The following is a 24,429-nucleotide window of genomic DNA, read 5'->3' as shown; positions in this document are numbered from 1 at the left end:
CGCCCCACTGCTTTGTAAGCAATTGCATTCCGGCTCGCATCGACAAACTGTAATCTATATATGTAGGAATATTTTCACGGACCCTTTCTTTTACAACATTCCTGCGAAGCCCAAGAAGGCTAACGACAACATGCCTGCTAGGATAAAAGCAATGCCAATGCCCTGTAAAGGTTTGGGCACATTGGCGTAGACCAGTTTTTCCCGCAGGGAGGCCATGAGGATGATGGCCACGGCAAAGCCTAAACCGGAACCGATAGCAAAGACAATACTCTTCAAGAGACTGTAATTGTTCTCCACGTTCAGCAGAGGCACAGCCAGCACGATACAGTTGGTGGCAATGAGCAGCAGGTAAATGCCCCACATATTGTAGAGGGCCGGTGCCTGCTTCTTGATGACCAGTTCCAGGAGCTGCACGAAGCTTGCCGTGAGCACGACAAAGACGATAGTGGTCAGGAATGTCAGCCCCAATGGTTCCAGCACGAAGAAATACACGATCCACGCCAGAATGGAGCTCAGGGTCATGACGGAAGTCACCGCCATACCCATACCTACCGAGGCACTGAGGTTCTTGGAGATACCGAAGAAGATACAGAGGCCCAAAAATTTCGTCAGCACGAAGTTATTGACCACCACAGCGCCGATAAATAATGTTAAATACTCTCCCATGAATCAGGCCTCCTTTCCTGCTTTTAATTCCGCAATACGGGCCTTTTCTTCCTGCTTGGCATTCCAGGTCTTGCAGGCTGCCACGAGATAACCAATCAGGATGAAGGCCCCCGGCGGCAGGATCATCATGAGCATGGGATTGTATCCCTCGCCAAAGACCGGCACTCCTAAGATGGTACCTGCACCAATCAGCTCGCGGATAACGGCAATGGTCAGCATGGCCAGCGTAAAGCCGCAGCCCATGCCGAAACCGTCGAGGAAGGATTTGAATACGCCATTCTTGGAAGCGAAAACCTCAGCTCTGGCCAGGATGATGGCGAACACCACCACCAGCGCCAGATAGATGCCCATGGCCTTGTAGAGCACCGGGAAATAGGCCTGCAACACCAATTGCGCTACCGTTACGATAGTGGCAATGGATGTGATATACACCGGCACGCGCACCTTGGGATTCACCCATTTACGCACGATGGATACCACCACATTATTGGTGGTGATGACGAAAGTCACCGTAAGCCCCATGGTCAGGCCGTTGATGACCGTCGTGGTTACGGCCAGCGCGGGACACAAAGACAAGGCCAGAATGAAAATCGGATTTTCGGCAATCAGGCCCTTGCTGAATATTTGCCAATGTTCCTTCATCACTTAGCACCTCCCTCAGCCTTGTAAGCGGCTACAGCCTCTACGGCCTCCCGTACGCCTTTGGTCACCGCGCGCGAGGAAATCGTCGCGCCCGTCATGGCCTGAATATTTTCCTTGTTATTGGGATCTTTCGTGACTTCCAGCTTGTCTGCGCCCTTGCCGGCAAACATCTGCCGGAACGCAGGCTTCTGGGCATTATCCCCGAGGCCCGGGGTTTCGTTATGCTCTAAGATGGAAAAGTCAATCACCCTGGCATCGGCGGTCACGGCTACGAGCATCTTGATCTTGCCGCCATAGCCCTTGCTTTCGCCGGGTACGATATACGCAATGGCCTTGCCGCCTTTTTCCGCCGCAAACCAGCCCTCATGACCTGCCACTTCCGTAAAATGTTCCGCTTCCGGCACCAGAGACTTCATGGACTCCTGCTTCATTTCCTCGGCTTTCTGCGCCGCCACAGGAGCCGTCACAAAATACACGGAACCGATGACGATGCCGGAGATAAAGCAGGCCGCCGCTAAGTTAAAGGCGATCTTGAACGTGGAATGTTCATTGCTGCTCATTATTTCGCACCTCCTGCCCCAAAGATCCGCGGTTTGCAGAACCGGTCAATCAGCGGCGTCACCGCATTCATCAACAGCAGAGAATAGCATACTCCTTCAGGATAGCCCCCCACCAGACGAATCAACACCGTTAAGGCACCAGCCCCCACCGCAAAAATCAGCTGTCCCTTGATGGTCATGGGAATGGTCACCATATCCGTGGCCATGAAGAAGGCCCCGAGCATCAGGCCGCCCGCCATCACATGGAACATGGGATCACCGGTAAACAGCCCTGCCGGGCCAAAAATCCAGGTCAGCACGGCAACCGTCGCAATCATGGTCACAGGCACCTGCCAGTTCACATAGCCTTTCCAAATCAGATACAGACCGCCCAACAAGAGCAGCAAGGTGCTGGTTTCACCCAGCGAACCATTGCGGGTACCGATGAATAAGTTCCAGTACAAATCCGACTGACTGCCAAAAGTGGTCACCAGAGCATCATAGCCCTGCATCTTGAGGATATTGAGCGGGGTTGCGCTGGTCATGGCATCCACGCCGCCAGCAGCATCCGTCATTTTCGTCCAGGTGGTCATGGCCACCGGCCAGGAAACCATGAGCGCCGCCCGGCCGATATGGGCCGGATTGAAGATATTGAAGCCTAAGCCTCCCATGGACTGCTTGGCCACAATGATGGCCAGCAGAGAACCGATGGCCACCATATACGGCGGCAGCAGCGGTGACATGGACATAGCCAAAAGCAAGCCTGTAATGCAGGCACTGCCATCAAAGGCCGTAATGGGCTGATGCATGCCTTTCTGCCAGATATATTCCCCTAAAACGGCAAAGACCACACCGACAAGCATATTGATAAGTGCAGGGATACCGAACCACCAGATGGCAAAGATTGCGGCCGGCAAAAGTGCCGCATTGACCTGCCACATGATATGGCTGATGGTTTCATCGTCACGGATATGAGGCGATACGGATACCGTAAAGAGTTCCGGTTCCTTCTTCATTGCTTCCTCACTCATTTGACCGCCTCCTTTTTCGCTTCCGCAGCTTCCTGAGCTTTCTTCTTCGCCTCAGCTGCCGCTTTGGCTTTCATCTGTTCTGCCCGGATCACACCCTTGGCATTCTTGATATATTGCACGATATTGCGCTTGGCCGGGCATACGAAGGTGCAGCAGCCGCATTCTACGCAATTCATCAGGCCATAATCATCCCGGCAGGCATCATAAGCCTGACGCTCCGACAAAATCGACAACATGCTGGGCACCAGTCCCATCGGACAGGCCTTGACGCATTTGCCGCAGCGGATGCAGTTCATCTCGGGGCCATGGTCAACCTGCTTGGCCGTCAGCGCCAATATGCCGGAAGAACCTTTCATCACGGGCACTGCCGCCGTAGCCTGAGCCATGCCCATCATCGGGCCACCGGCAATGAGCTTCTTAGGCTGTTCCTTGAAGCCGCCACAGTAGTCGATAGCCGCCTGATAAGGCGTACCGATGCGGATACGCAGATTCTTCGGCTCGGCAATGGCATCACCGGTCACGGTGGTAATGCGTTCGGTCAGCGGCAAACCGTGTTCCACGGCATCGGCAATCGCCGCCACAGTGCCCACATTCTGCACCACAGCGCCCACATCCATGGGCAAACCGCCCATGGGCACTTCCCGGCCGGAAATGACCTTGATGAGCATTTTCTCTGCGCCCTGTGGGTACTTGGTCTTGAGGGCTGCCACTTCGATACCCGTGCCCTTGGCCACCGCCTGCATGGCCTTGATGGCTTCTGGTTTATTGTCCTCAATGCCGACGACCGTGCGCTTGACCCCCAAAAGTTTTTGCAGGATCTGCGTGCCCGTGATGATTTTCTCGCCTTCCTCCAGCATCAGCCGATAGTCAGCCGTCAGATAGGGTTCGCATTCCGCACCGTTCAAAATCAGGATATCCACGGGCTTAGCCGGCTTCAGCTTGATATGGGCCGGGAAAGTCGCGCCGCCCATACCGACAATGCCGGCAGATTGGATAGCTGCGAGAATCTCCTCATTCTCCATAGCCTGCCAATTGCGCTCCAAAGGCAGACCCTCTGCCCATTCATCATTGCCGTCACTGGCAATGACCACGCTCAGGCAGCTGCCCATGCCCGAATGCGGCCTTGGCTCAATCTTTACCACCTTGCCAGAAACCGGCGCATGGATATCGGCGTGCATAAAGGCAGGACTTGTGCCAATCAGCTGGCCCCGCTTGACCTCGTCGCCCACCTTGACCGTGGGCGCACAGGGGGCACCGATATGCTGCCCCAACGGAACCACGAGCTCCGCAGGTACGGGCATATCCTCAATCGGCTTGTCCTTAGCCAGTTCCTTGCCGTCCTTGGGATGAATACCGCCCAGAAAACTTCCGAACATACAATCACCTCTTATAGCTCTCCTAAAAAACATCATATGTATCAAGACTGATGCTTGTCCAAAATCTCGACAATCACCGGTTTTAATGCCTGATTTTTCGCCGCCTTTCGGTCAAATCGCTTCACTATGACCAAGGCAATCAAGAAGAAGATCAGCGCTCCCAACACATAGGGAAGGCTGCCGCTCTCATCCAAAAGCGGTGCTGTAAAGTGGCCGATTACCGCCCCTACTGCGCCGAAAATCAGCGGCAGGATAAAAACCACGAAGGCTCCGGTCAGTACATTCTCCTCCCGGAATTCGAAGAGCACCTTGTCCCCGACCTTGGCTTCCACGGGATTGGCAGCTTCCACCACCACCCGCTGGGCACCGCCGCAGGCCCCGCAGGAGCCGCATTCCTCATGACGTCCCACTCGGACCTTGGCCGTGCTTCCCTCTGTTTCCAACACAATACCTTGTTCCTGCTTCATCTCCATCACCTCCACAAGGGACACAATATATACTATTCGATTTCATAAAGTCAAAATCCTGTTTTTTATTTTTTTTATTTTTTTACTATTAAAGACAATTAACTATCATACAAAAACAGCTCTTTACAGTTTATTCATCATACCAATCTGCAAAGAGCTGCTTTACAACACCTATTCATTTTTGACCTGATCCAATTTTGCTGAAGATGCTCAGCGTTCCAACGCATCATCTATAGATATCTTCTTGAACTCCTTCATATGATTGATGATATCCTCATCTATTTCGGCATTGGCCGCGCTATCCGCCACCTGTGCCATATGGCTTTGCATTTTCAGAGCATCATCCCGGCCACGGTCAGCAAGTTTTTCAGTTTCATCTTCAGCTTTCTCCGCCCGGACCTTGCCCTCTTCCACAGCTTCCTGCACCACATCTGCCGCTGCCGGCTGGCGTTTGCCATTTTCATCGGCCTGCGCCTGTATCTGTTCGGCAGTGCGGTTCGTCACCGAAGCTTCACTATCCCGCAACTCCAATTCTCCATTGCGGATCTTTGCCTTATTGGCAGCGACAGATAGATCTGCCCGTTCCTTCAATGCCTGCTGGGTCAGGTAATCTTCCAGCGCCCCCTTACGCGTTATGTCCACACCAGCATTATGAATCTCCAGATTAAGCCGTTCAATCTGCCTTTGCAGGCCAGTGATATCTCCCCCTGTGTATTTACCGCCGTTTTCTTCAATCTCTTTTTCGATGCCATGTTTTTTATCATAAAGCTCATAAAGCTTATCATCCAAAGTCTTGCCTTTTTCCCGGAGTTCATCTGCCTGCGCCTGTAAATCCGCCCGCTCTTTATCCGTCAGTCCGGAATCTTTGGCCAGACGTTCTTCAATCTCCGCTGCCTGCTTCTTATACTCGGCCTTGTCTTTATCCTCCTGCCATAATTTGGACAGCTGCTTTTCCGCATCTGTCATGAAATCCGTCTGTGACAGGCTTTTCAAAGGGTCAAGTGCATCCTCACTGAGCTTGCGCCCTTCTTTGCTGATATAAACCTCCGCCGCCTTGCCGATGACGGTGTCTTCCTTTTCTTTTTTCAAAGAGTTATCCTTCTGCATCCTCTGCCAGACGGTTTCCGTCTGCAATAGATTCCGCTTATCCTCTGCCACACGGGCAATCATTGCCATTTCTTCTCCCTCCTCGCCAAAAATATCTCTATTCATACTATCGGTAAAACAGCAGAATACTTAATAACAAAAAAAGACCAGCAGATTACTCCACTGATCTTATTTGCGTATCATAAATTATTTCTTGTTTTTCCCCAGCACAACCTTGCTGAAAATGCCCAGCGTTGCTACGAACACGATGAGGCCCAGCCATTCGGCCGTATCAGCAAAATCCTTGTTCACGAGGGCCAGCGGGCTGTCACTGCCGCCACTGCTGACGGAAAGGACAATCACACCAGCCAGCAGCACACCAATGATGGATTCACCCACAATCAGGCCAGAGGCAAAGAGCGTACCCCGGCGCTTTCCATCCGCTTCCCCCTGTTCGCCGCCATTTTTGCGCAATTTCTTATTGAGGAAATAGCCCAGGACAGCGCCGATAACCAGCGGGGTCTGCACAGAAGGCGGCAGGTAGATGCCCATGCCTACAGCCAGGGGCGGCAGGCACAGATTTTTCGTGGAGCGCTTGAGCAGCTGATCAACCAGCACGAGCACCACGCCCAACCCCATGCCCATGAAGATATATTCCCAAGCTAACTGGCTGGAGAATATCCCCGTGGCAATCGTGGTCATAAGCGCCGCTTGCGGTGCTGCCAATGCCTGACTCGGATCCATGTCCGGACGAGGCAGGGCACCGGGGAAGCCATAAGCTTCATAAAGAAGATTCAGTACCGGCGCGATGACGAGCGCACCGACCACACAGCCAATCAGCAGCGCAACCTGCTGACGCCACGGCGTAGCTCCGACCATGTAACCGGTCTTCAAGTCCTGCATATTATCGTTGGAAATGCAGGCAATCGCCATGATGATGGACGTGGTGAAAATCGCCGTAGCCGTAGCAAATTTTTCGCCGCCCGGCAAGGAAAAAATGCCAAAACTGTTGCACAGGGCATACATGACCAGCGAATCCACAATAACGCCCAGAATACCGATACCGGAAATCGGGCTCGAAGACGTACCAACCAAACCGGCCATATAGGCACAAGCTGCCGCCACGAAAAATCCCATGAGCACAGCAACGCCCACACCGATGACCACAAAAGTCAACACCTGCGCCAACGGCAGCCCTTCCGGGCTGACGATAGCTCCGCCGCAAACGCCACGAAGCAACCTTATTTCTGAAACAACTCTCTTATCTCTTCATCCGTCAGCTTGGACAGGAAATTTTCTCCGGGCTGGATCATCTGATCGATCAGGGATTTTTTCTTCTGCTGGAGCTCGTAGATCTTTTCCTCCACCGTGCCCTTGGCCAGCATGCGGATAACCTGCACATTGTTCTTCTGGCCCAGACGATAAGCGCGGTCTGTGGCCTGATCCTCCACAGCGGGGTTCCACCAGGGGTCGAAATGAATGACCATATCCGCCCCCGTGAGGTTCAGTCCTGTGCCCCCCGCCTTCAGGGAAATCAGGAACACTGGCGTGGCCCCCTCATTGAAGGCCTTGACCAGACGGATGCGCTCCAGGGATGGCGTAGAGCCGTCCAGATAATAATAGCCGATGCCCTGCTGTTTCAGCCGCTCGCCGATATGCCCCAGCATGGTGGTGAACTGTGAGAAAATCAGGATACGGTGACCGCCATCCACGGCCTCGCCCACGATTTCCTCCAGCTGGTCCAGCTTGCCAGAACCGCCAGTATAGCCTTCGAGGAACATGGCCGGGTCACAGGCAATCTGCCGCAGGCGGGTGAGGATGGCCAGTATCTTGATGCGGCTGTCCTCACCGGAGGCCAACTGCTGGGCAAATTCCTTCTGACTTTTGAGGAACCAGCCCTGATAGACTTTCTCCTGCTTGGGCGTCATGGAGCTTACCATCTTGCGCTCCACCTTGTCGGGCAGCTCGGTCAGCACATCCTTCTTCATGCGCCGCAGGATGAAGGGCATCACATGCCGCTTCAGATCCGTGAGGCTGCGCGAATCCTGCTCCCGTACAATGGGCGTTTCGTAATGCTCCTTGAATTTCTTGTGGCTCAGCAGATACCCCGGCATCAAAAAATCAAAGATCGACCAGAGTTCCGTCAGGGTATTTTCGATCGGCGTACCCGTCAAGGCAAAGTAACCGCTGGTCTTGAGCCGCTTCACAGCCCGGGCATTCTGGGTTGCGGGGTTCTTGATATGCTGTGCCTCGTCCAGGAATGCGTAGCGGAACTTGCGTTTCTCATACATATCGATATCCCGCTTCATCATATTGTACGTCGTGATGAGCACATCATAACTGGCATCGGCTTCCGCCAGGATCTTTTCCCGCTCGGCCTTGGTGCCAGCCACAGCGCAGGCCTTGAGTTCCGGCGCAAAACGTTCGATTTCGTCCAGCCAGTTATACATCAACGAAGTCGGTGCCACCACCAAAGATGGCGGCTGCTGATAGTCCTGTTTGGACAGCAGGAAGGCGATGACCTGCAAGGTCTTGCCCAGCCCCATATCGTCGGCCAGGATGCCGCCCAGATGATAACTGGCCAGATTGGACAGCCAGTTGAAGCCAGTCACCTGATAATCACGCAAAATATTTTTCAGGCTCGCAGGCACTTCGGTCTCGCCATCCTCAGGGTGACGGATATCCCGCACGATGGCCCGGAACTGGCGGCTGCGCTCCAGCCGCAGGTTCTCATCGGCCCGGGCCAATTCATCCAGATACAACGCCTGATTCATGGGCAGTTCCACCTTCATGCCCTCAGCCTTGCTTTTGCCAATGCCCGTATTGTCCACAAAGTCGGCAATGGCCTGCATCTGCTGCTCGCCTAAAGTGATGAAACTCTTGTCCTTCAAACGGTGATACTTGCGTTTCTGCCGGTAAGAATCCAGGATATCCATCAATTCGTTGAAATCCAGATCCTTGGCATTGAATGTGACCTCCAACAGATCCATATCATTGACACTGACGCCCGCCGTGACCTTGGGCATGGGCCGCACCGGGCGATTGGCAAAGGCATCGGAATAGAACACTTCCACCCAGTCTGGCAGGAAAGGCAGTTCCTCCGTCAGGAACTCATAGCTCTTTTCCTCATCCTTCTGCACCAGCTGATCTCGCTTGGGCTGAAAACCATAATGGGTGAGCCGGGTGATGAGTTCCTGCTCGCTGCGCTCGTCCCGCACCAATTTCCGCCCGCCCCGCAAAGGCGGTTCCCGTTCCACCAGCGGATTGAACACCGCATCTCCATAGGCAAAGCGGGGACGCACGGCAATGCCGTCCCCCTCGTAATCGATATAGAGTTCTGCCGCCAGCGGGTGCACTACATACTGTTCCAGGAATTCCGGCGCAATATCCACCTTCGCCGCCAATTCCATGCGGGGCAGCACCTGACCGAAAAAGGCCGCCATATCATGACTGCTGATTCGGATGGATGTGGTACCGTCAAAGGCATCCACCAGCGGCTTCAGTCCCCGGGCATATTTCCTGTCGCTCTGGTAGATCACGCCATCCTGATAAGTAATGCGGCAATCCGTGCTCAAGACCGCGATATCCGCCTTCATTACCCTCAATTCGCCGCCGCCATGGTTTTCAGTCAGCGCCAATGCCAACTGGGGATTGCCCTTTCTTGTCCTGACCGTTTCCCACTCCCCGTCATCGATCCGCACTTCAAAGGAAGACTCTCCCATCAACTCCAGGAACTCTGCCAAAGCCTCCGGTGACAAGCGGAATTGCTTCTGTTCAAAGAGATACGAATGCGTGTTCATATAGTAGTAACGGCTGTTGCTCGCACCGGCAGCAAATAATCCCTGCTCCAGGCGATTGTACTTCTGCAGCATAGCATAGAGTCTGGCCGATATTTCGTCCCCCCAATGCACCGCCCCTAGATTGATGGTGCTTTTCGTTCCCAACTGCCATTCAGCGCCCTTTTCCATGGCCTCCAGAAAATTGCTGACATTCTTCACCACATATAACTTATCCAGGCCAAAGCGGAATTCCAGCCAGTTGTTATGATTGCCATAATAGGATTCCGTGACCAGCCGGGGCACCAGATGCGCATATTCCGTCTGTCCCACAGGGCGGCCGTCCTGCTCCTCCTCATCCGCCTGCTGGAACGCAGCAAACATGCGCTGCGCCGCCCGGGTCTGCTGTTCCTGCTTCATTTTTTTCTGCAGATTGCCGGCTGTGTCCAGCCCCATATTCTTGATGACATTCTGCAGGATTTCCCGGGCTGACTGCGGATGTTCATTTTCCTGTTTTTCCTGGATTTCCTTGAGCACCGCCACCACATGCTTGCAGGCCCCCAGGTACTGCTCGGCTGCCGGACAGTCACAGTTGTAATCCGCCACATCTTCCCGCTTTTTATCCAGCTTCACATAGACATGGTAGTCCGTAGAGCCGTAAACCGTTGCCGTCCATTCCCGGCCAGCATCATCCAGAGACTCCAGATCTTCCACGGCATATTCTTTGTAATATTTTACCCCCCGCCGGTACACCGTATCACTGCTGGCTACCGACTGAATCATGATATCTTTTAACATCGCCCGTACCCTTTCTCTTGGACAATCTGCTATTCCTGTGCTAATATTAAGCTTATCTTATTTATTCTACTATGAACGAAAGGCAAAACCAACCTTTATGGAAAATAAAAACGGCAAGAAAATCCTTATCCTGCGCCTGTCAGCCATTGGTGATGTGCTCCATGCCACCCCGGTGGCCCGGGAGCTCAAAAAAATACAGCCGGACTGCCACATTACCTGGCTGGCCAGCCCTCCCGCCGATATCCTGCTGCAGGAAAATCCCTATATCGACGAACTGCTCGTCTGGGACAGACGGCCTTTGGACAAAGCCTTTGCCAGTTTCGACCTGCCCGCCGCTTATCGGGAACTGAAAAAAGCCCGTGCTCTCTTGCAGGCACGGCACTTTGATCTGGTGCTGGATATTCAGGGTCTGTTCCTCACGGGCATCCTGGCCAGACTTTCGGGAGCCAGACGGCGCATCGGCATCCATGAACGCCACGAGGGCAATCCCTTCTTCATGAGCGAGATGGCCCCTAATATCGAAAGCCCCCACAAGGTGCGCCGCTACCTGAGCGCCCTGCTGCCCCTGGGCTTCCATCTGGAGGACTTCACCCCTGGCCTGACGCTGAACCTGCCCGCCGAGCTGGACGGTTTTGCGGCCGGATTCTGGCAGGAACATGACATTGACCCCCAGCGTCCCATCCTGATGGTCACAGTGCGCACCACCTGGCCGGACAAGAACTGGGAACCGGAAAACTTCGGTCTGGCCCTGCGCAACCTGCCGGAAGATGTGCAGATTGTTTTCTGCGGCAGTTCTGGCGAAGCAGGATTCATCACAACCGCCCAAAAGCAGATGAACCGTCCCAGCCTTTCCATTGCCGGCGAAACCAGCCTCATGGAGCTGGCCGCCCTGCTGAAAAGTGCGGATTTGCTCCTATCCTGCGATACCGGCCCCCTGCATATCGCCGATGCTGTGGGCTGCAGGACCCTCTCCCTTTGGGGTCCCACCCAGCCCGATGTCTACGGCCCCCTGACTGCAGGCCACGAATTCATCATCAGCCCCCACGAATGCCGCCGCTGCCTCAAAACAAAATGCAAATATAAAACCAACGCCTGCATGAAAGCCATCACCCCGGAAATGGTGGCAGGAAGGCTGAAACAGACGCTGCGAAATTAACGATTTGCATTTATTGCGCTATGATGAAAGCATATAAAAGGTGCTATCACACGGGAAATGGTGGTGAAAGGTTGGAATCGGCACGGAAATCTCCTGTATACATTTAAGTTGTGGCTCATTTTCATCGATATATCATTACACAGGATCATTTCGATTTGTAGGCAAGGAGGTAAGTTGTATGAGAAAGTATTTTTCCTTATGTGTCGCATTCTTGCTCCTGATGATGAGCTCGGTGTGTTTTGCGTCCACCTCATCCAGCGGCAATACCAATGGTTCCAATGCGGTCCATCTCCATGTGCAGGGCCCGAACAATTCGAAGCTTATCTACGCTAAGATGCCTGCTTTCATCCTTACGTTCAAAGACAGCCATGGGAAAGCAGCCAAGGGGCATATGATCTTTGTCAATAAGGCCAATGGGCATGTCATTTCAGCGCGGAGTGTCCACGGCAAGACAAATTTCGTACCACCGAATGAGCTGCGCGACTATATCATCGTGTTCAAACCGGACGCCAAGAATCAGGTTGTCTATTGGTCCGTAAAGAAAAATACTTCCGCAGTCGGCAACCGCTATTTCTATGAGCTGCACCCGATGCGTTATCAGATCAAAAGTGTCGGCTGAACTATCCGAGAGGATTCGTTAGTTTTGCACAGACAAAAGCAAGCCCGGCAGGCCGTAGTGTTTTTGCAAACACATCACCGCCCGCCGGGCCTCTTACTGTATCATGTTATTGTGCCTCTTCCACAGCTTCCCGCATGACAATAGCATTTTCCACCGCCGTGAGGCTGCCGTCAAAGGCCTTGATAGCCGCCGCCTGCTGCTGTTTCGTTTCGCAGAGCACCAGTTCAATACGCTCACCCAGCAGTCGTTTCACCTGGCGGAAGGCCTGCCAGAAGTCCCGGTTCCAGGCCACCATTACATAAGCATAAGCCAGATCGCTGTGCGCAGCATTGATGAGCTCTGCCACCGAGGGGCTTTCTGCCTCACTGCCCGTGACGAGGATCTGCACGCCCTGCTCCTGCAATTCCTTGGCCTGTACCTTGTTTTCCGCTACAGCCAGGAGTGCAACCTTCATCACGGCATCATGGGCGGACAGGCTATGCGGTTCGCTCATATTGGTGACATGGATTCCCTTGAGCGGTCCCCAGCCAATGGCCTGTTCGATGACCTTGCCCGGATGGTCAGTATGCAGATGCACGTCCACACCAGTAGCCGCCCGCTCCACCAGCGCAAAAGAAGAGAATTCCCTTAAATGTGCCTCCAGTTCCTTCATATCCACCTGCACATTCTTCACGGAAAAACGCACGCAATACGGACGGACGACGTCATTGCGGGGATCTGGCAGCCCTGCCTGCTGTGCCTCCAGGCCCAGTGAGAGGCTGACCGCCGGCGAGACGAAATTGCCATCCAGTCCCTTCAGGCAGCCCTGCAGGAACGCAAACATGATCCGTGCACCCGCATCTTCTTCACCGATTTTTGCCAAAGCCTTCTCCCCGCAGGCAATAGCCGTCTCCAAGATCTCAGAGATGGGCTTATTGGCCCGCACTGCATGATAGGCTCCCTTAGCGACTTCCTTGGCCAGGGTAATGATCGGCCGTTCCGGCTGCTCGGGGATAACCCGTTGTGCATAAAGGATGCCATACTGGAAGGCCTTGCCGAATTCTGTGGACGTAGCATTGTGCTTGCCCAGAAGCCCTTTGCCCAAACCGCGGAACATCTGCGCCAGCACGACACCAGCACTGCCCCGCGCACCAAAAAGCGCACCGGATGCCACCCGCCGGGCCAGACCGCCAATGCTGTCATCCTTGGTATCCTTCAGGGGCATGATCGCTGCTCCCATCGTCCGCAATACATGGGTGCCGGGCATACTTCCCGCACCTTCCATGCGATTTATTTCCTCGTACTCCAGCAAGAACTCACTGTAAGCCCCCGAGACCATACGTTTAAAATCACTGCCAGTAATAACTTCACGATTTCCTGTCATAGTATCACACTCATTTCTGTATCATGTTGTAAGAATTTCGGCCAAAAACAGGATTATACTGTATATTTCGCGAAATATATAGAAATAACCTTTAAAAATCTACAAAGTGAGGAGTTTTTTTATGCCAACGATGAAGAAAAACACCACTGATATACAAAACACCGAAAAAGTTGCGGCTCCCCCAAAGGCCACAGCCCGCTCCGCCAGGAAAACCACTGCGCCGGAGCCGCCTGTAGAGGAACTGCGCCCAGAAATTGTCGAGGCTATCAATGTTATTAAAACACCGCCTCCCAAAGCTGTCAAGGAGCATGAGCGGATTTTTGCCCTGGACATCGGCACGCGCAGTGTCATCGGCATTGTCGCCGAAGAAGGCGATGATGAAAATCTCCATGTCATCGCCACCGATCGCCTGGAACACAAAACACGGGCCATGCTGGACGGTCAGATCCACGACGTTCCGCAGGTAGCCGCCGTGATAGAGAAAGTCAAGAACGCCCTGATTGAAAAGACCGGCCCCATCAAGACCGCCGCCGTGGCTGCCGCAGGCCGTGCCCTCTACACCATGACTGCCGAAGCCGAAATGGAAGTCAACGGCCTGATCACCGCCGAGCAGCAGCGCAACCTCGACTTTGCCGGTGTGCAGGCCGCTCAGGCCGCACTGGCCGAAAGCCACACGGTGGACGATCCCACCCGCTATTACTGCGTAGGCTATAGCACCATCCGTTATGTGCTGGATGATATCCAGCTCAAGATGCTGATTGGCCAGCGGGGCAAAAAAGCAAAAGCCGTGGTCATCGCCACCTTCCTGCCCCGGCAGGTCATCGACTCCATGCAATCGGCGCTGCATGCTACGAACCTGGAGATGCGCGCCCTGACCCTGGAGCCGATTGCCGCCATCAACGTGCTGATTCCACCGACCATGCGCCACCTGAATCTGGTGCTTGTGGATATCGGCGCAGGCACCTCCGACGTGGCGATCACCAAGAACGGATCTGTGATTGCCTATGGCATGGTGCCATTAGCCGGTGATGAAGTGACCGAAGCCATCAGCCAGCGTTTCCTGCTGGATTTCAATATCGCAGAGCGCATCAAACGGCAGGCTTCTGTTGGCGAGGATGTGCACTTTACCGATATCCTGGGCGTGGAATACAATCTTTCTGCCGCCGACATCCTCGACCCGGTCGCGCCCAATATCGAAAACCTGGCCAATGCCATTGCCAAGCAGATTTTCGAGCTCAATGGCGATACGCCGCAGGCCGTTATGCTGGTAGGTGGCGGGTCGCTTACGCCGGGACTGGCGCATTTCGTGGCCGATGCCCTTGGCATGCCGGAAAACCGCGTGGCTGTCCGCAAGCCCGATACCGTCAACGGCATCGTGGACATTCCCGAAGAGCTGCACTATCCCGATGCGGTCACGCCGCTGGGTATCTTAAAGATTGCCTCCCTGAACACCCTGCATTTCCTGTCCGTTTATGTCAACGACGAGGAATACAGCCTGTTCAACTTCCGGGAACTCACCGTATCCGATGCCCTGCTGAACGCCGGTATCAATATGCGCAAATACAATGGGCATCCGGGTCTGGGACTTATGGTCAATATTGGCACAGAGAAAAAATTCTTCCCCGGCACCTTGGGCACTTTCGCCAAGATCATGCTGGGCGATGAAGAAGCCGATCTCGATACCGTCATCCGTGATGGGTCCCGCATAACCGTCATCCCCGGTGAAAATGGCACCACACCGACCGTACGGCTGGGCGACCTCGTAACCGCCGGCCAGGAATACACCATCTATATCAATGGCCGGGAAAAACACATCCGTCAGAAAGTCACCGTTAACGGCAAAGAGGCCGATGCCGAGCAGCTGTTGGCCGACGGTGACGTGATTGAAAGCCGGGAATTCAAGAGCCTGGGCGAAGCGCTCCTGGCCGCTGGCTATCCTCCTACGGGACGCAAGATCCATTACATGCTGAACGGGCGGGAAACCACTTACAGCTGCACGCCTGAGATTCTCCTGAACGACGCGCCTGCCAGCATTTCCATGCCCATCCACGAAGGTGACCATGTGGAATATATCGCTGACGAAGATCCAAAACTGGGCGATATCCTGAATATCCGCAACTCAGATACCAGCGTGATGATCTATTATGAGAACAAAGAATTTGCCATTCCTTCCGCCAATGTGGAACTGATGGTCAATGGCCGGACGGCTAGTCCCGGTACCATCATCGATGATGGCTGCGAGGTCACCTACCATACCTCTGAACGCATCGCCACCACCGTCAGCGATGCCTTGCTGGCTGTGAACTTCCAGCCGCCTGCCGCCACCAGCCGGGTGAATTTCACCATCCTGGTGAACGGTGTGCCTGTAGACTTCACCGACCCGGTAAAAAATGGTGATACGCTGGAGGTAAGGCTCACCAGCCGTGATGTGCCCATTACGCCATCCCTGTCCGCGACGACAGCAGCTGGCGGCACGACCACGCCACCAATGCCTTCTGCCGCCGATGTTCCCATAACGCCGGCACCAACTGCCGTACGGAGCACAGGCTCCCCCTTTGCCGGCCTCGACCCGGCAGGAGCTGCTCCCATGCGCCACGCCGAACCGGCCAAACATATCCCCGGACTGGCAGAAGCCATCGGCCAAACCCAGGCCGCATCCGCTCCGGAAAAGCCCGTCCGCCGCTCCATTGCCGATTTTATCCGCCGCGACTAGGATGATGCTATGATGAACAGACCCCCATATGGCGGCAAGGTGTTTCTGGCTTTGCTGTTCTTCCTGAGCAGCTTGTCAACACCTGCATTCAGTTCGGTGAAATTCACCGCCATGGCACCGGAAATCCAATACTTTGGCCGCTGGGACTGCCATGATGGCATATACCGTTCAGGCTATGGCGCTACCTATATCAAAGCCCGTTTCAGCGGCACCAGCCTGGCCGCCGAGCTAAGCGGTGAAAATATATACTGGCGCTTCAGCATAGATGGTCAGCCGCTGACCACCATAAAGCCAGCAGGGCATACCCTGCTGGCGCACGATCTGCCGGCTGGCATCCACGAAGTGCTGCTGATACGTTCTACCGAGGGACGAGCCGGCATCAGCGAATTCGCCGGCTTTGAACTGGATGATGGCGCAGCACTTGCCCCGCCCCAGCCTGCCCAAAAGCGCCGGCTGGAATTTGTCGGGGACTCCATCACCGCCGGAGCCATGAACAGCGGCCGCTATACCGGAGACAATTTCTACGAAGTGGAAGATGGCACCATGTCCTATGCCCCCCAGCTGGCGCGCATGCTCCAGGCTGATTTCAGCGTACTGGCCAAGTCTGGCGAAGGCGTGGTCCATAATTACAGCGAAAAACCGCCATATGATGGCGTGCATACCAGCGACCGCTATCCCTGGACATTCTGCTACAGCCAGGCCGCTTCGGATAACCTTCGCTGGGAGCAAAGCCATTTTCCTGTAGATGCGGTGATTGTTGCCATAGGCACCAATGATTTCAGTTATAATCAGCCGCCCCCCACCCATGATGAATTCTGCGCGGGGTACGCCCGCCTGCTGAAAACCATACGCAGCCATAATCCGGGCATCCCTATCATCTGCACGGAGCCTGTCCCCAGTACCATTTCCCCCTCGGCCCGCCGCTGGATAAAGGGCACGGTCAGGCGGCTGCGTTCAGCAGGAGACAGGCAGCTATACTACATTCCGCTCAACGAACCCAGACCGCTCTTGTCCTCCACAGATTATCAGGGTGACAACACCCATCCCACGATTGCCGGTGCAAAAAAAATAGCCCTGTACCTCAGGGACAGAGTCGCCAGAATATTGGATTGGAACATATGAATCCCCCTCCAGGCAAAATAATACCGCCCGCCATTTCCTTACGAAATGGCGGGCGGTCGTGTATTTGTGTGTTATGGATCGAACAAATTTTAGAACAAGAAGTTCACACGGGCAAACAGGTTCTGAACCTTCTTGGAAGTCTGGAGATCCTTGCCCTTACCATAGCGGAGCGTGAGGATGGTATTCTTGAATACCGCGCAGTTGCCGCCAACTTCAAAGCCCTTTTCCCCCATGTTGTCGATGTTGATTACATCCCACGGGCTGGAGATGAAGGCATTGCGGCCCAGGTGACGGTAGGCCACCCATGCCCCCCAGGAACCGGCATTTTCAGCCTGTGCGCCCTTGTAGTCGATTTCAGCACTGCCGGCTTTGTTGAAATAGTCCGCATCATGGTTCTGTGCATAGAAGCCTTTGACTGCCCAGTTATTGTCGAACTTGTAGCCGCCCTTGGCCAGGATGACGTTAGCTTCTTTCGTTGCGCTCTTGGCATACTTGCCATAGCCTGCACCTTCAAAGCGGTTGCCGTTCAGATGATGCCAACGCAGTGCACCCCAGAACTTGCTCTTCTGCAGGCCAGCACCGACGTACTGATAGTTGGCAGCATTGGCAGTTGCGACATTGTTGACGTCACGGTTCAGGAGTGCCGGGCTGTTCAGACGGCCGGCGCCGACTACTGCACTGATACCATCCCCTGCCGGCTTGTAAGCTACTTCTGCACCGGAGTATGCGGTATCCGCGATCGTATCATCATCGGGGGTAGCAAACTTACCGAATTTCAACGTCCAGTCGCCATAATTGCCTTCTGCAAAAACACGCTTCAGGTTCACATTGCCATTGTCTTCAGCAGCAGCAGCGCTGTCATCATCCAGGAACGTATTGGCATCCAGACGAGCCTTTACATGCCAATGTTCATTGACTTCCGCATTTGGTTCGAGACGGATGAGCAGGTTGTTGCGGCTGTCTTTGCCATTTTCATGGTCATTGGCACCTTCCGTCATATAATGCTGGAAGGTATACTCAGCCGTACCATGCCACTGCACTTTATCGGCATTGCGTTCCAAATCACTGACGCGTACGCCCAGATTGTTGAGTTCGTCCGCAAACTCAGCTCTCAGCTTGTCGACAATGACCTTATCCTCGCCAGTCGGATTCTGAGCCATGGCTTTAGCTACAGCCTTAGCCATTTCGTAACGGGTGATATTCCGATCCCCACGGAAAGTTCCGTCACCGTAACCATTCAGAACACCTTTTTCCACCAGTTCATTCACAGCATCATAAGCCCAATGGCCAGCCGGAACATCGCTGAACGGATTGGAAGCTGCAAAAGTCGTACTTGCTGCACCCACAACAAGTGCCGTAGTCATAGCGGAAACGAGTTTCTTGTTCATTGATAAATCCCCCTAAAACAATATAAATTAACCCCTGATTCAAAAAGAAACCGGTTCCAGCGAGTGTCCACGTTTCCTCGATGTCAAGGAACCATGTCCCCTTTGAACAATTAATACTATAACACATCTCCTCCAATATGGCAACGGTTTCATATCAAATTTTAAAAAAAACGACCAATCCGCCATTACGCGGATTGGTCGTTCTGAGAAAACATTCAAACCTTGAATTTCGCCACTTGCTTTTTGAGGTTTTCAGCCCCTTCCATGGAAATGTTCATCTTCTCCAGGATTTCATTGGCCTTTTCTGCGACGACCGTGACTTTCTCGGCTACGGTCGTATTGCCCACGGCCCCTTCATGGGTGGCCTTGGCAATCTCTTCCATGGATTGATTCATGACATTCACCGAACGGATCAGTTCCTGGGCAGATACATTGCTCTTCTGGGCAAAATCATTGACGTAATCCGCATCCTCCTGATAGTGGATGGCGGTTTCATTCAACAGATCGTAATCCTTCACGACCTTTTCATCCATGAATTTCAGGAGGTCGAAGGCTCCGGCGGACAGGTCCTGCACCGAGCCGGTTACCTGCCCGGTCAGTTCTTTGATCTTTTCCGCCGTATCATGGGATTGTTCTGCCAGCTTGCGCACTTCATCGGCTACCACCGCAAACCCGCGGCCATATTCACCAGCCCGGGCTGCCTCAATCGCGGCATTCAGCGCCAGCAGGTTTGTCTGGGCGGCGATTTCGCTGATATCCTGCGTGAGCTGGCTGATGTTATCCACCACTTTGGCCGACGCAATGGATTTTTCCAGGGACACTTTCGTGTCGTTATAGATATGCTTGGCTTCCTGACTGGATTCTTCCATGCTGGTCTTCAGGCTGCTGGCCCGTGTGGCGATCTCTACGGTATAGCCCTCACTGTCAGCAGCTCCCTTGGCTGTGGCATGGATCTTGTCCCGCAGATGGTCTGCCAGGTTCTGCAGGCTGGCGGTAGAGGCGGCCGTTTCTTCCATCCCCGCAGCCATCTGCTCCGTAACAGCCGACATATCCTGTGTGCTCTCATTGAGCGAATCCACCAGCCCCTGCACTTCCGTCACCATATTGGCGCTGTTTTCCGCCTCATCATGGACATTCCTGAGCACGGTACGCAACGATTTCTGCATCTTGGCCAGAGCCTGCATGACCAGCCCGACCTCATCCTGACGGGCAGACAGGTTTTGGGGGATTTCCTGCATCAGATCCCCGTCAGCCACGGCGTTCAGATGTTCAATGGACGTTGCCAGCGGCGAAGCGATATTACGGGCAATGAAAAATGCCACCGCCGTCCCTACCAACAAACCGACTAAAATGATGCTCAGGAAAATCTTGATGGTCAGCTCATAGTTGGCGTTGTTTTCATCGAAGAGCACCTTGCCCTGCGACACATTGTCGGGCGTCAGTACCGCCATATCGTTAGCGATGATGCTGGTAGCGGAAAGGTTCTCAAAGGTTTTCACCTTGTCTTCATTGGTGTTTCCTAAGGTCTCACATTCCTTGACCTTGCTTTCTGCCGTTGCGAGATTTTTCTCCAGGCTGGCAATGATTTCCTGCGCCCGGGGGCTGCGGTCGATTTCCTTGACTTTATCGATATCCCCCTTGATGGACTGCAGGCGTCCCTTGATATCTGCCAGCATGACCTTGCGGCTATCGGCCGAGAAATCCTGTTGGAGCATATAGGCTACATCCACATCAATGCCGCGTAGATGGTTGTTGGCATCATTGAGGTACTGTGTGGCCATAAGATTGTAATTGTACATATCATCCAAAGCCTGCTTGGATTTCTGATTGGAAAAGATTCCCACAGCCGCCACTACGCAGGTGATGACCAGCATAATTGCCGCCAGCAGCAGGATCTTGATTCTTACGCTTAAATTCTCCATGACAGCATCCCCCTTCCTCATTTGCGGAACTGCGCGATATTATCCTTGGTAATGGACTTGAATTCCACAACGATGTTTTCCGTGGGGATTTTCCCCTTCAGGCAGGAATCCACCAACTTGAAGGTGCCATCTGCCAAGGCATTCGCATCCTGCTGGACGGTCTGGCTCATTTCACCGGCATCGATGAGTTTCAAGGCCTCATCCACCGCATCAACGCCGGATATCAGGCAGCCATCCAGACGGCCTACATCTTTGAGTGCCTGCACAGCACCAACAGCCATGCTGTCATTGGCCGCGATCACGCCGTCAATCTGCGGGAAGAGTTTTGTCCAGAGCGCTACGTTCCTGAGGGCATCTGAAGTGCGCCAATTGGCTGAGGTGCTGGCCAGGAGCTGCACGTCCGAACGCTTGTCCAGGCAGGCTTCCTTGAATCCCTGCCAGCGCAGCACACTGCCTTCAAACCCCTTCTCGCCTTCGAGATAAACCACTTTGGCATTTGGCGGCAGGTGTTTGGCCATATATTCCCCCTGCATGATGCCCGCCTGTTTTTCATCGACCATACAGGACAGGTATTTACCGCCGTTCAGGCCACGATTGGTGATGATGATGGGAATCCCGGCCTCATTGGCCTTTTCCACCATGGGCACCAACGCCGTGCCATCCACCGCCAGCAACACAATCGCGCTGGGTTTGGCCGCGATGGCCTCCTTCATCTGGTCGATCTGCATATTGACATCGCCCTTGGCATCCCGGTATTCCACAGGGATACCGGCTGCCTTGGCCTTGTCGCCGAAGGACTTGCGGATCATATCCGTAAATCCGTCGCCATCCTGATGACTCAGGTAAAACACCGTGCCCGAGGCCGTACTGCCGCCACCGCAGCCCGTAAAGGCCAGCATGGTGACTGCAATCAGCAACATTCCTAATAATGTACGAAAAATTTTCAACATCCCCACTCCCTTTTCCCAAAAGAACTAAACGATTTCCTCATGCTCCTCTGTGAGTTCATGAGCTAATTTTATCAACACACGGGTAATCCGTGCGCCTTCTACTTCCTCCACATAAAAGAAATTGCCAGCAGCAGCAGCCATCTGGCCGACCTTCGGCTCACTACCGATCTGGTCATAAAGCCAGCCGCCTACGCTGTCCACATCCTCATCCTCAATGGAGATTTCCAATATATCTTCGAGCTCTTCCAACAGCATCTTGGCATCCACGGAGTAAACATCATATCCCCTGTCTTCTGCCGTAGGCCGCTCCTCGTCGAACTCGTCCTGAATATCACCGACAATCTCTTCCATGATGTCTTCGATGGTCACCATGCCGGCCGTGCCGCCATATTCATCCACCACGATAGCCATCTGGCTATGGCTGCCCTGCATGGTCTTCAGCAACACATTGACGTCCATGCTCTCGGGCACCACCAAGGCCTTGCGCGCCAGCTTGCGGAAGTTAGGCCGCTTGCCGGTGGCCATGGTCTTCATCAGGTCCTTCACATGCAGGAAGCCGATGATATGATCCTTGTCTTCCTTGCAAATGGGATAACGCGTCATCTGCTCAGAGAGAATCACATCCATGTTCTCCTGCCAGCTGTCCTCCAGATAAATGACCACCATATCCGTACGCGGCGTCATGATTTCCCGGACGTTGAGTTCCGTGAAGTCAAAGACATTGTCCACAAAATCCGCTTCCGTATCATCAATCAGTCCCTGACGATGGCTTTCTTCCATGAGCAGGCGGATTTCTTCTTCCGTATGGGCCGACTCGCTTTCGCTGGCCGCCTCAAAGCCCATATGCGCCGTTACCCAATTGGCCACATGGTTGAGCACCCAGACGAACGGATACATGATCTTATGGAAGATCAGCATGGGCAGAGCCACCGACAACATGATCTTTTCCACATTCTGGATGGCCATGGTCTTCGGCGTAAGTTCCCCCAGCACAATATGCCCCGCCGTGATGATAGAAAAAGCCACCACCAGAGACAGGGTATGCCCCACCATATCATCCATCCCCGCCAAACGCGTCAACGGCAGGATGAGCTGGGCCACAGCGGGTTCCCCCACCCAGCCAAGCCCCAGCGAGGCCAATGTGATTCCCAGCTGTGTCACCGACAGGGAGGCATCCAGATGGTCCGTGAGCCGCTTGGCATACACCGCCCGCCGGCTGCCCTCCGCAATCAGCGTTTCCAACCGTGACGAGCGGATCTTCACACAGGCAAACTCCGCTGCCACAAAAAAACCATTCATGAAAATCAAAAACGCGACCAGTACTAACTGCAATAGTATCGGTACAATGTCCAAATTATATTCCCTCCATTTAATTCTTCTTTTTAACTTTCCCCTCTGGGGAAAGTGCCCGCCTAAAGGACTGACAGATGAGGTTATTCCCTCTTTTTATCTTGTTTACTTCGCTGTTCCCCGTCTTTTTCCCTGCCGATTCGTATGTTTCTTAGCTTTCACAGCAGGCTTTTTCGGCACAGCATTATTCCCCTTCTTCGAGGCATTCTTCTTGGCCGGTGCAGGCTTTGCTCCACCCTGCAACGGTTTGAAGTCAATGCCCAGCTTCTTTTCGAGCTGTTCGAGCTTATAGGCTTCCTTATTGTCAGCCAGCGTGATGACCGTGCCCTTGGCTCCGGCCCTGGCTGTACGGCCTGCGCGATGCAGATAGACCTCCGCACTTTCCGGCAGGTCCAGATTGAAGACATAATCCACATCGGGGATATCGAGCCCCCGGGCTGCCAAATCCGTGGATAAAAGCAGCTTGATGCGGCCTGCCTTGAAATCAGCGATGGCCTTCTGGCGTGCCTGTTTGTTGTTATGGCCCAGAAGCGTGCCCACCATGAAGCCCTCATAGCGCAGCTGTGCCAGGATCCGCTCGGCATCAAAGACCTTGTTGATGAACACCAGGCCGCGCTTCACCGCCAGCCGCCGTGCCAGATGGCGCACGGTTTCCACCTTGCTGCGGAAAGGGGTCATGCGATAGAGATTTTCCCGCTGGCTCTGCGCAAGGGGATCTGCCTCCACCTTGATGATTTCCGGATGCTGCAGGAAGTCCGCCCGCTCCAATGCCTTTTTCGGGGCCGTGGCCGAAACCATGACAACCTGACGGTTTTCCGGCAGCAGACGCACGACAGCAGCCGTATTGGTCATATTCTGGTCATCAAAGAGCCGGTCAAATTCATCCAGCACCAGCAATTTCACCTGGTGCAGCTTGAGTTTGTTCTTCTGCGCCAGTTCCAGGATACGGCCTGCCGACCCCACAATCAGCTGCGGTTTGTCCTTGAGCTTATCCATCTGCCGGGTGATATTGGCCCCGCCGATAAGCCCCTGCACCTTGATGCCCAGTTCTGCACCTTGAGCCAGGTCACGGGCCACATTCGTGATCTGCATGGCCAGCTCATAAGTCGGCGCCAAGATGACGACCTGCACATCACGGGAAGCTGCGTCGATCTTCTGCAGTGCCGGCAGCAGATACGCCAGCGTTTTGCCCGTGCCCGTAGGTGCCTGTGCGACCAGATTGCCGCCGCCTGCCACCTTGGGGATAACCGCCTCCTGCACCTGCATGGGGCTGGAAATCCCCTGTTTTTCGAGGACAGATGCCAATGCCTCATGGATGCCTAATTCGATGAATCTATTCATTTCCTTTACCTTTCTTCCTGCCTGTCAAGCCCTGCCAACGCAAAGGCCAAAACAATATCGCATATATTATGAAAGAATTATACCACAAAAGATGGACTTACGCATAAAACTTCGTACCAAAAAC

The 24,429-nt window shown here is 53.9% G+C and carries 18 protein-coding genes and 1 pseudogene; 4 read left to right on the top strand and 15 right to left on the bottom strand.

The window, feature by feature from the left end; translation table 11 throughout:
• Positions 1-90: 90 nt before the first annotated feature.
• The 9 genes and pseudogenes from BUB68_RS06340 to BUB68_RS06300 form a co-directional block, all read right to left on the bottom strand.
• Entirely contained in the window at positions 91-666 is a 576-nt protein-coding gene (locus tag BUB68_RS06340; protein ID WP_073089200.1) for an electron transport complex protein RnfA, read from the bottom strand.
• A 3-nt stretch (positions 667-669) separates the two neighbouring features.
• Complete coding sequence (gene rsxE / locus BUB68_RS06335; RefSeq protein ID WP_014423535.1) at positions 670-1,308, bottom strand: electron transport complex subunit RsxE; 639 nt, start codon at positions 1,306-1,308, stop codon at positions 670-672.
• Complete coding sequence (locus BUB68_RS06330; RefSeq protein ID WP_073089198.1) at positions 1,308-1,868, bottom strand: RnfABCDGE type electron transport complex subunit G; 561 nt, start codon at positions 1,866-1,868, stop codon at positions 1,308-1,310. The genes rsxE and BUB68_RS06330 overlap by 1 nt, the downstream gene beginning before the upstream one ends.
• Entirely contained in the window at positions 1,868-2,878 is a 1,011-nt protein-coding gene (locus tag BUB68_RS06325) for an RnfABCDGE type electron transport complex subunit D (protein WP_073089195.1), read from the bottom strand. The genes BUB68_RS06330 and BUB68_RS06325 overlap by 1 nt, the downstream gene beginning before the upstream one ends.
• Positions 2,875-4,254 (bottom strand): electron transport complex subunit RsxC, encoded by a 1,380-nt coding sequence (gene rsxC / locus BUB68_RS06320; RefSeq protein WP_073089193.1) that lies wholly within the window; start codon positions 4,252-4,254, stop codon positions 2,875-2,877. The genes BUB68_RS06325 and rsxC overlap by 4 nt, the downstream gene beginning before the upstream one ends.
• Before the next feature lie 41 nt (positions 4,255-4,295).
• Complete coding sequence (locus BUB68_RS06315; protein WP_073089191.1) at positions 4,296-4,721, bottom strand: SoxR reducing system RseC family protein; 426 nt, start codon at positions 4,719-4,721, stop codon at positions 4,296-4,298.
• 210 nt (positions 4,722-4,931) lie between these two features.
• Positions 4,932-5,897, bottom strand: a complete 966-nt coding sequence (locus tag BUB68_RS06310; protein WP_073089189.1) for a coiled-coil domain-containing protein — start codon at positions 5,895-5,897, stop codon at positions 4,932-4,934.
• Between the two features lie 117 nt (positions 5,898-6,014).
• Positions 6,015-7,022, bottom strand: a pseudogene (locus BUB68_RS06305) (OPT family oligopeptide transporter); the annotation flags it as partial.
• A gap of 26 nt (positions 7,023-7,048) precedes the next feature.
• Positions 7,049-10,381, bottom strand: coding sequence for a DEAD/DEAH box helicase (locus BUB68_RS06300; protein ID WP_073089187.1), 3,333 nt, complete (start codon positions 10,379-10,381; stop codon positions 7,049-7,051).
• Between the two features lie 97 nt (positions 10,382-10,478).
• On the opposite strand from BUB68_RS06300, the gene BUB68_RS06295 reads away from it, so the two are divergent.
• Together BUB68_RS06295 and BUB68_RS06290 are read left to right on the top strand one after the other, a co-directional pair.
• Entirely contained in the window at positions 10,479-11,537 is a 1,059-nt protein-coding gene (locus tag BUB68_RS06295; RefSeq protein ID WP_073089185.1) for a glycosyltransferase family 9 protein, read from the top strand.
• 178 nt (positions 11,538-11,715) lie between these two features.
• On the top strand, positions 11,716-12,156 hold the full coding sequence (locus tag BUB68_RS06290; protein WP_073089183.1) for a hypothetical protein: 441 nt from the start codon (positions 11,716-11,718) through the stop codon (positions 12,154-12,156).
• Positions 12,157-12,262: 106 nt separating this feature from the next.
• Here the strand turns inward: BUB68_RS06290 and BUB68_RS06285 are convergent, their stop codons facing one another.
• Entirely contained in the window at positions 12,263-13,519 is a 1,257-nt protein-coding gene (locus tag BUB68_RS06285) for a DAK2 domain-containing protein (protein ID WP_073089181.1), read from the bottom strand.
• A 121-nt stretch (positions 13,520-13,640) separates the two neighbouring features.
• On the opposite strand from BUB68_RS06285, the gene BUB68_RS06280 reads away from it, so the two are divergent.
• Complete coding sequence (locus tag BUB68_RS06280) at positions 13,641-16,232, top strand: cell division protein FtsA (protein ID WP_073089178.1); 2,592 nt, start codon at positions 13,641-13,643, stop codon at positions 16,230-16,232.
• Positions 16,233-16,241: 9 nt separating this feature from the next.
• Positions 16,242-17,354, top strand: a complete 1,113-nt coding sequence (locus BUB68_RS06275) for an SGNH/GDSL hydrolase family protein (RefSeq protein ID WP_081371887.1) — start codon at positions 16,242-16,244, stop codon at positions 17,352-17,354.
• Positions 17,355-17,443: 89 nt separating this feature from the next.
• Here the strand turns inward: BUB68_RS06275 and BUB68_RS06270 are convergent, their stop codons facing one another.
• The 5 genes from BUB68_RS06270 to BUB68_RS06250 all read right to left on the bottom strand — a co-directional run bounded on the left by BUB68_RS06270 (position 17,444) and on the right by BUB68_RS06250 (position 24,305).
• Positions 17,444-18,742, bottom strand: a complete 1,299-nt coding sequence (locus BUB68_RS06270) for an S-layer homology domain-containing protein (RefSeq protein ID WP_073089174.1) — start codon at positions 18,740-18,742, stop codon at positions 17,444-17,446.
• Positions 18,743-18,957: 215 nt separating this feature from the next.
• Positions 18,958-20,664, bottom strand: a complete 1,707-nt coding sequence (locus BUB68_RS06265; protein ID WP_081371886.1) for a methyl-accepting chemotaxis protein — start codon at positions 20,662-20,664, stop codon at positions 18,958-18,960.
• Between the two features lie 17 nt (positions 20,665-20,681).
• A complete protein-coding gene (locus BUB68_RS06260) occupies positions 20,682-21,614 on the bottom strand; it encodes a sugar ABC transporter substrate-binding protein (RefSeq protein ID WP_073089170.1) in 933 nt (310 codons plus the stop codon).
• A 24-nt stretch (positions 21,615-21,638) separates the two neighbouring features.
• Positions 21,639-22,967, bottom strand: coding sequence for a hemolysin family protein (locus BUB68_RS06255; protein ID WP_073089168.1), 1,329 nt, complete (start codon positions 22,965-22,967; stop codon positions 21,639-21,641).
• A 102-nt stretch (positions 22,968-23,069) separates the two neighbouring features.
• Entirely contained in the window at positions 23,070-24,305 is a 1,236-nt protein-coding gene (locus BUB68_RS06250) for a DEAD/DEAH box helicase (protein WP_073089166.1), read from the bottom strand.
• Positions 24,306-24,429 lie beyond the last annotated feature (124 nt).

Origin of the sequence: Pseudoselenomonas ruminantium (assembly GCF_900142515.1) — a bacterium.
GTDB classification, from domain to species: Bacteria; Bacillota; Negativicutes; order Selenomonadales; family Selenomonadaceae; genus Selenomonas_A; species Selenomonas_A ruminantium_D.
Note: the sequence above shows the minus strand (reverse complement) of the source record. Positions and strands in the feature narration are given on the sequence as shown.

Coding starts and splice junctions, on each gene's coding strand:
- BUB68_RS06300 (WP_073089187.1), bottom strand. CDS start 10,381: ATGTTAAAAGATATCATGATTCAGTCGGTAGCCAGCAGTGATACGGTG.
- BUB68_RS06265 (WP_081371886.1), bottom strand. CDS start 20,664: ATGGAGAATTTAAGCGTAAGAATCAAGATCCTGCTGCTGGCGGCAATT.
- BUB68_RS06315 (WP_073089191.1), bottom strand. CDS start 4,721: ATGAAGCAGGAACAAGGTATTGTGTTGGAAACAGAGGGAAGCACGGCC.
- BUB68_RS06310 (WP_073089189.1), bottom strand. CDS start 5,897: ATGGCAATGATTGCCCGTGTGGCAGAGGATAAGCGGAATCTATTGCAG.
- BUB68_RS06340 (WP_073089200.1), bottom strand. CDS start 666: ATGGGAGAGTATTTAACATTATTTATCGGCGCTGTGGTGGTCAATAAC.
- rsxE (WP_014423535.1), bottom strand. CDS start 1,308: ATGAAGGAACATTGGCAAATATTCAGCAAGGGCCTGATTGCCGAAAAT.
- rsxC (WP_073089193.1), bottom strand. CDS start 4,254: ATGTTCGGAAGTTTTCTGGGCGGTATTCATCCCAAGGACGGCAAGGAA.
- BUB68_RS06270 (WP_073089174.1), bottom strand. CDS start 18,742: ATGAACAAGAAACTCGTTTCCGCTATGACTACGGCACTTGTTGTGGGT.
- BUB68_RS06285 (WP_073089181.1), bottom strand. CDS start 13,519: ATGACAGGAAATCGTGAAGTTATTACTGGCAGTGATTTTAAACGTATG.
- BUB68_RS06260 (WP_073089170.1), bottom strand. CDS start 21,614: ATGTTGAAAATTTTTCGTACATTATTAGGAATGTTGCTGATTGCAGTC.
- BUB68_RS06290 (WP_073089183.1), top strand. CDS start 11,716: ATGAGAAAGTATTTTTCCTTATGTGTCGCATTCTTGCTCCTGATGATG.
- BUB68_RS06325 (WP_073089195.1), bottom strand. CDS start 2,878: ATGAGTGAGGAAGCAATGAAGAAGGAACCGGAACTCTTTACGGTATCC.
- BUB68_RS06250 (WP_073089166.1), bottom strand. CDS start 24,305: ATGAATAGATTCATCGAATTAGGCATCCATGAGGCATTGGCATCTGTC.
- BUB68_RS06330 (WP_073089198.1), bottom strand. CDS start 1,868: ATGAGCAGCAATGAACATTCCACGTTCAAGATCGCCTTTAACTTAGCG.
- BUB68_RS06280 (WP_073089178.1), top strand. CDS start 13,641: ATGCCAACGATGAAGAAAAACACCACTGATATACAAAACACCGAAAAA.
- BUB68_RS06275 (WP_081371887.1), top strand. CDS start 16,242: ATGATGAACAGACCCCCATATGGCGGCAAGGTGTTTCTGGCTTTGCTG.
- BUB68_RS06295 (WP_073089185.1), top strand. CDS start 10,479: ATGGAAAATAAAAACGGCAAGAAAATCCTTATCCTGCGCCTGTCAGCC.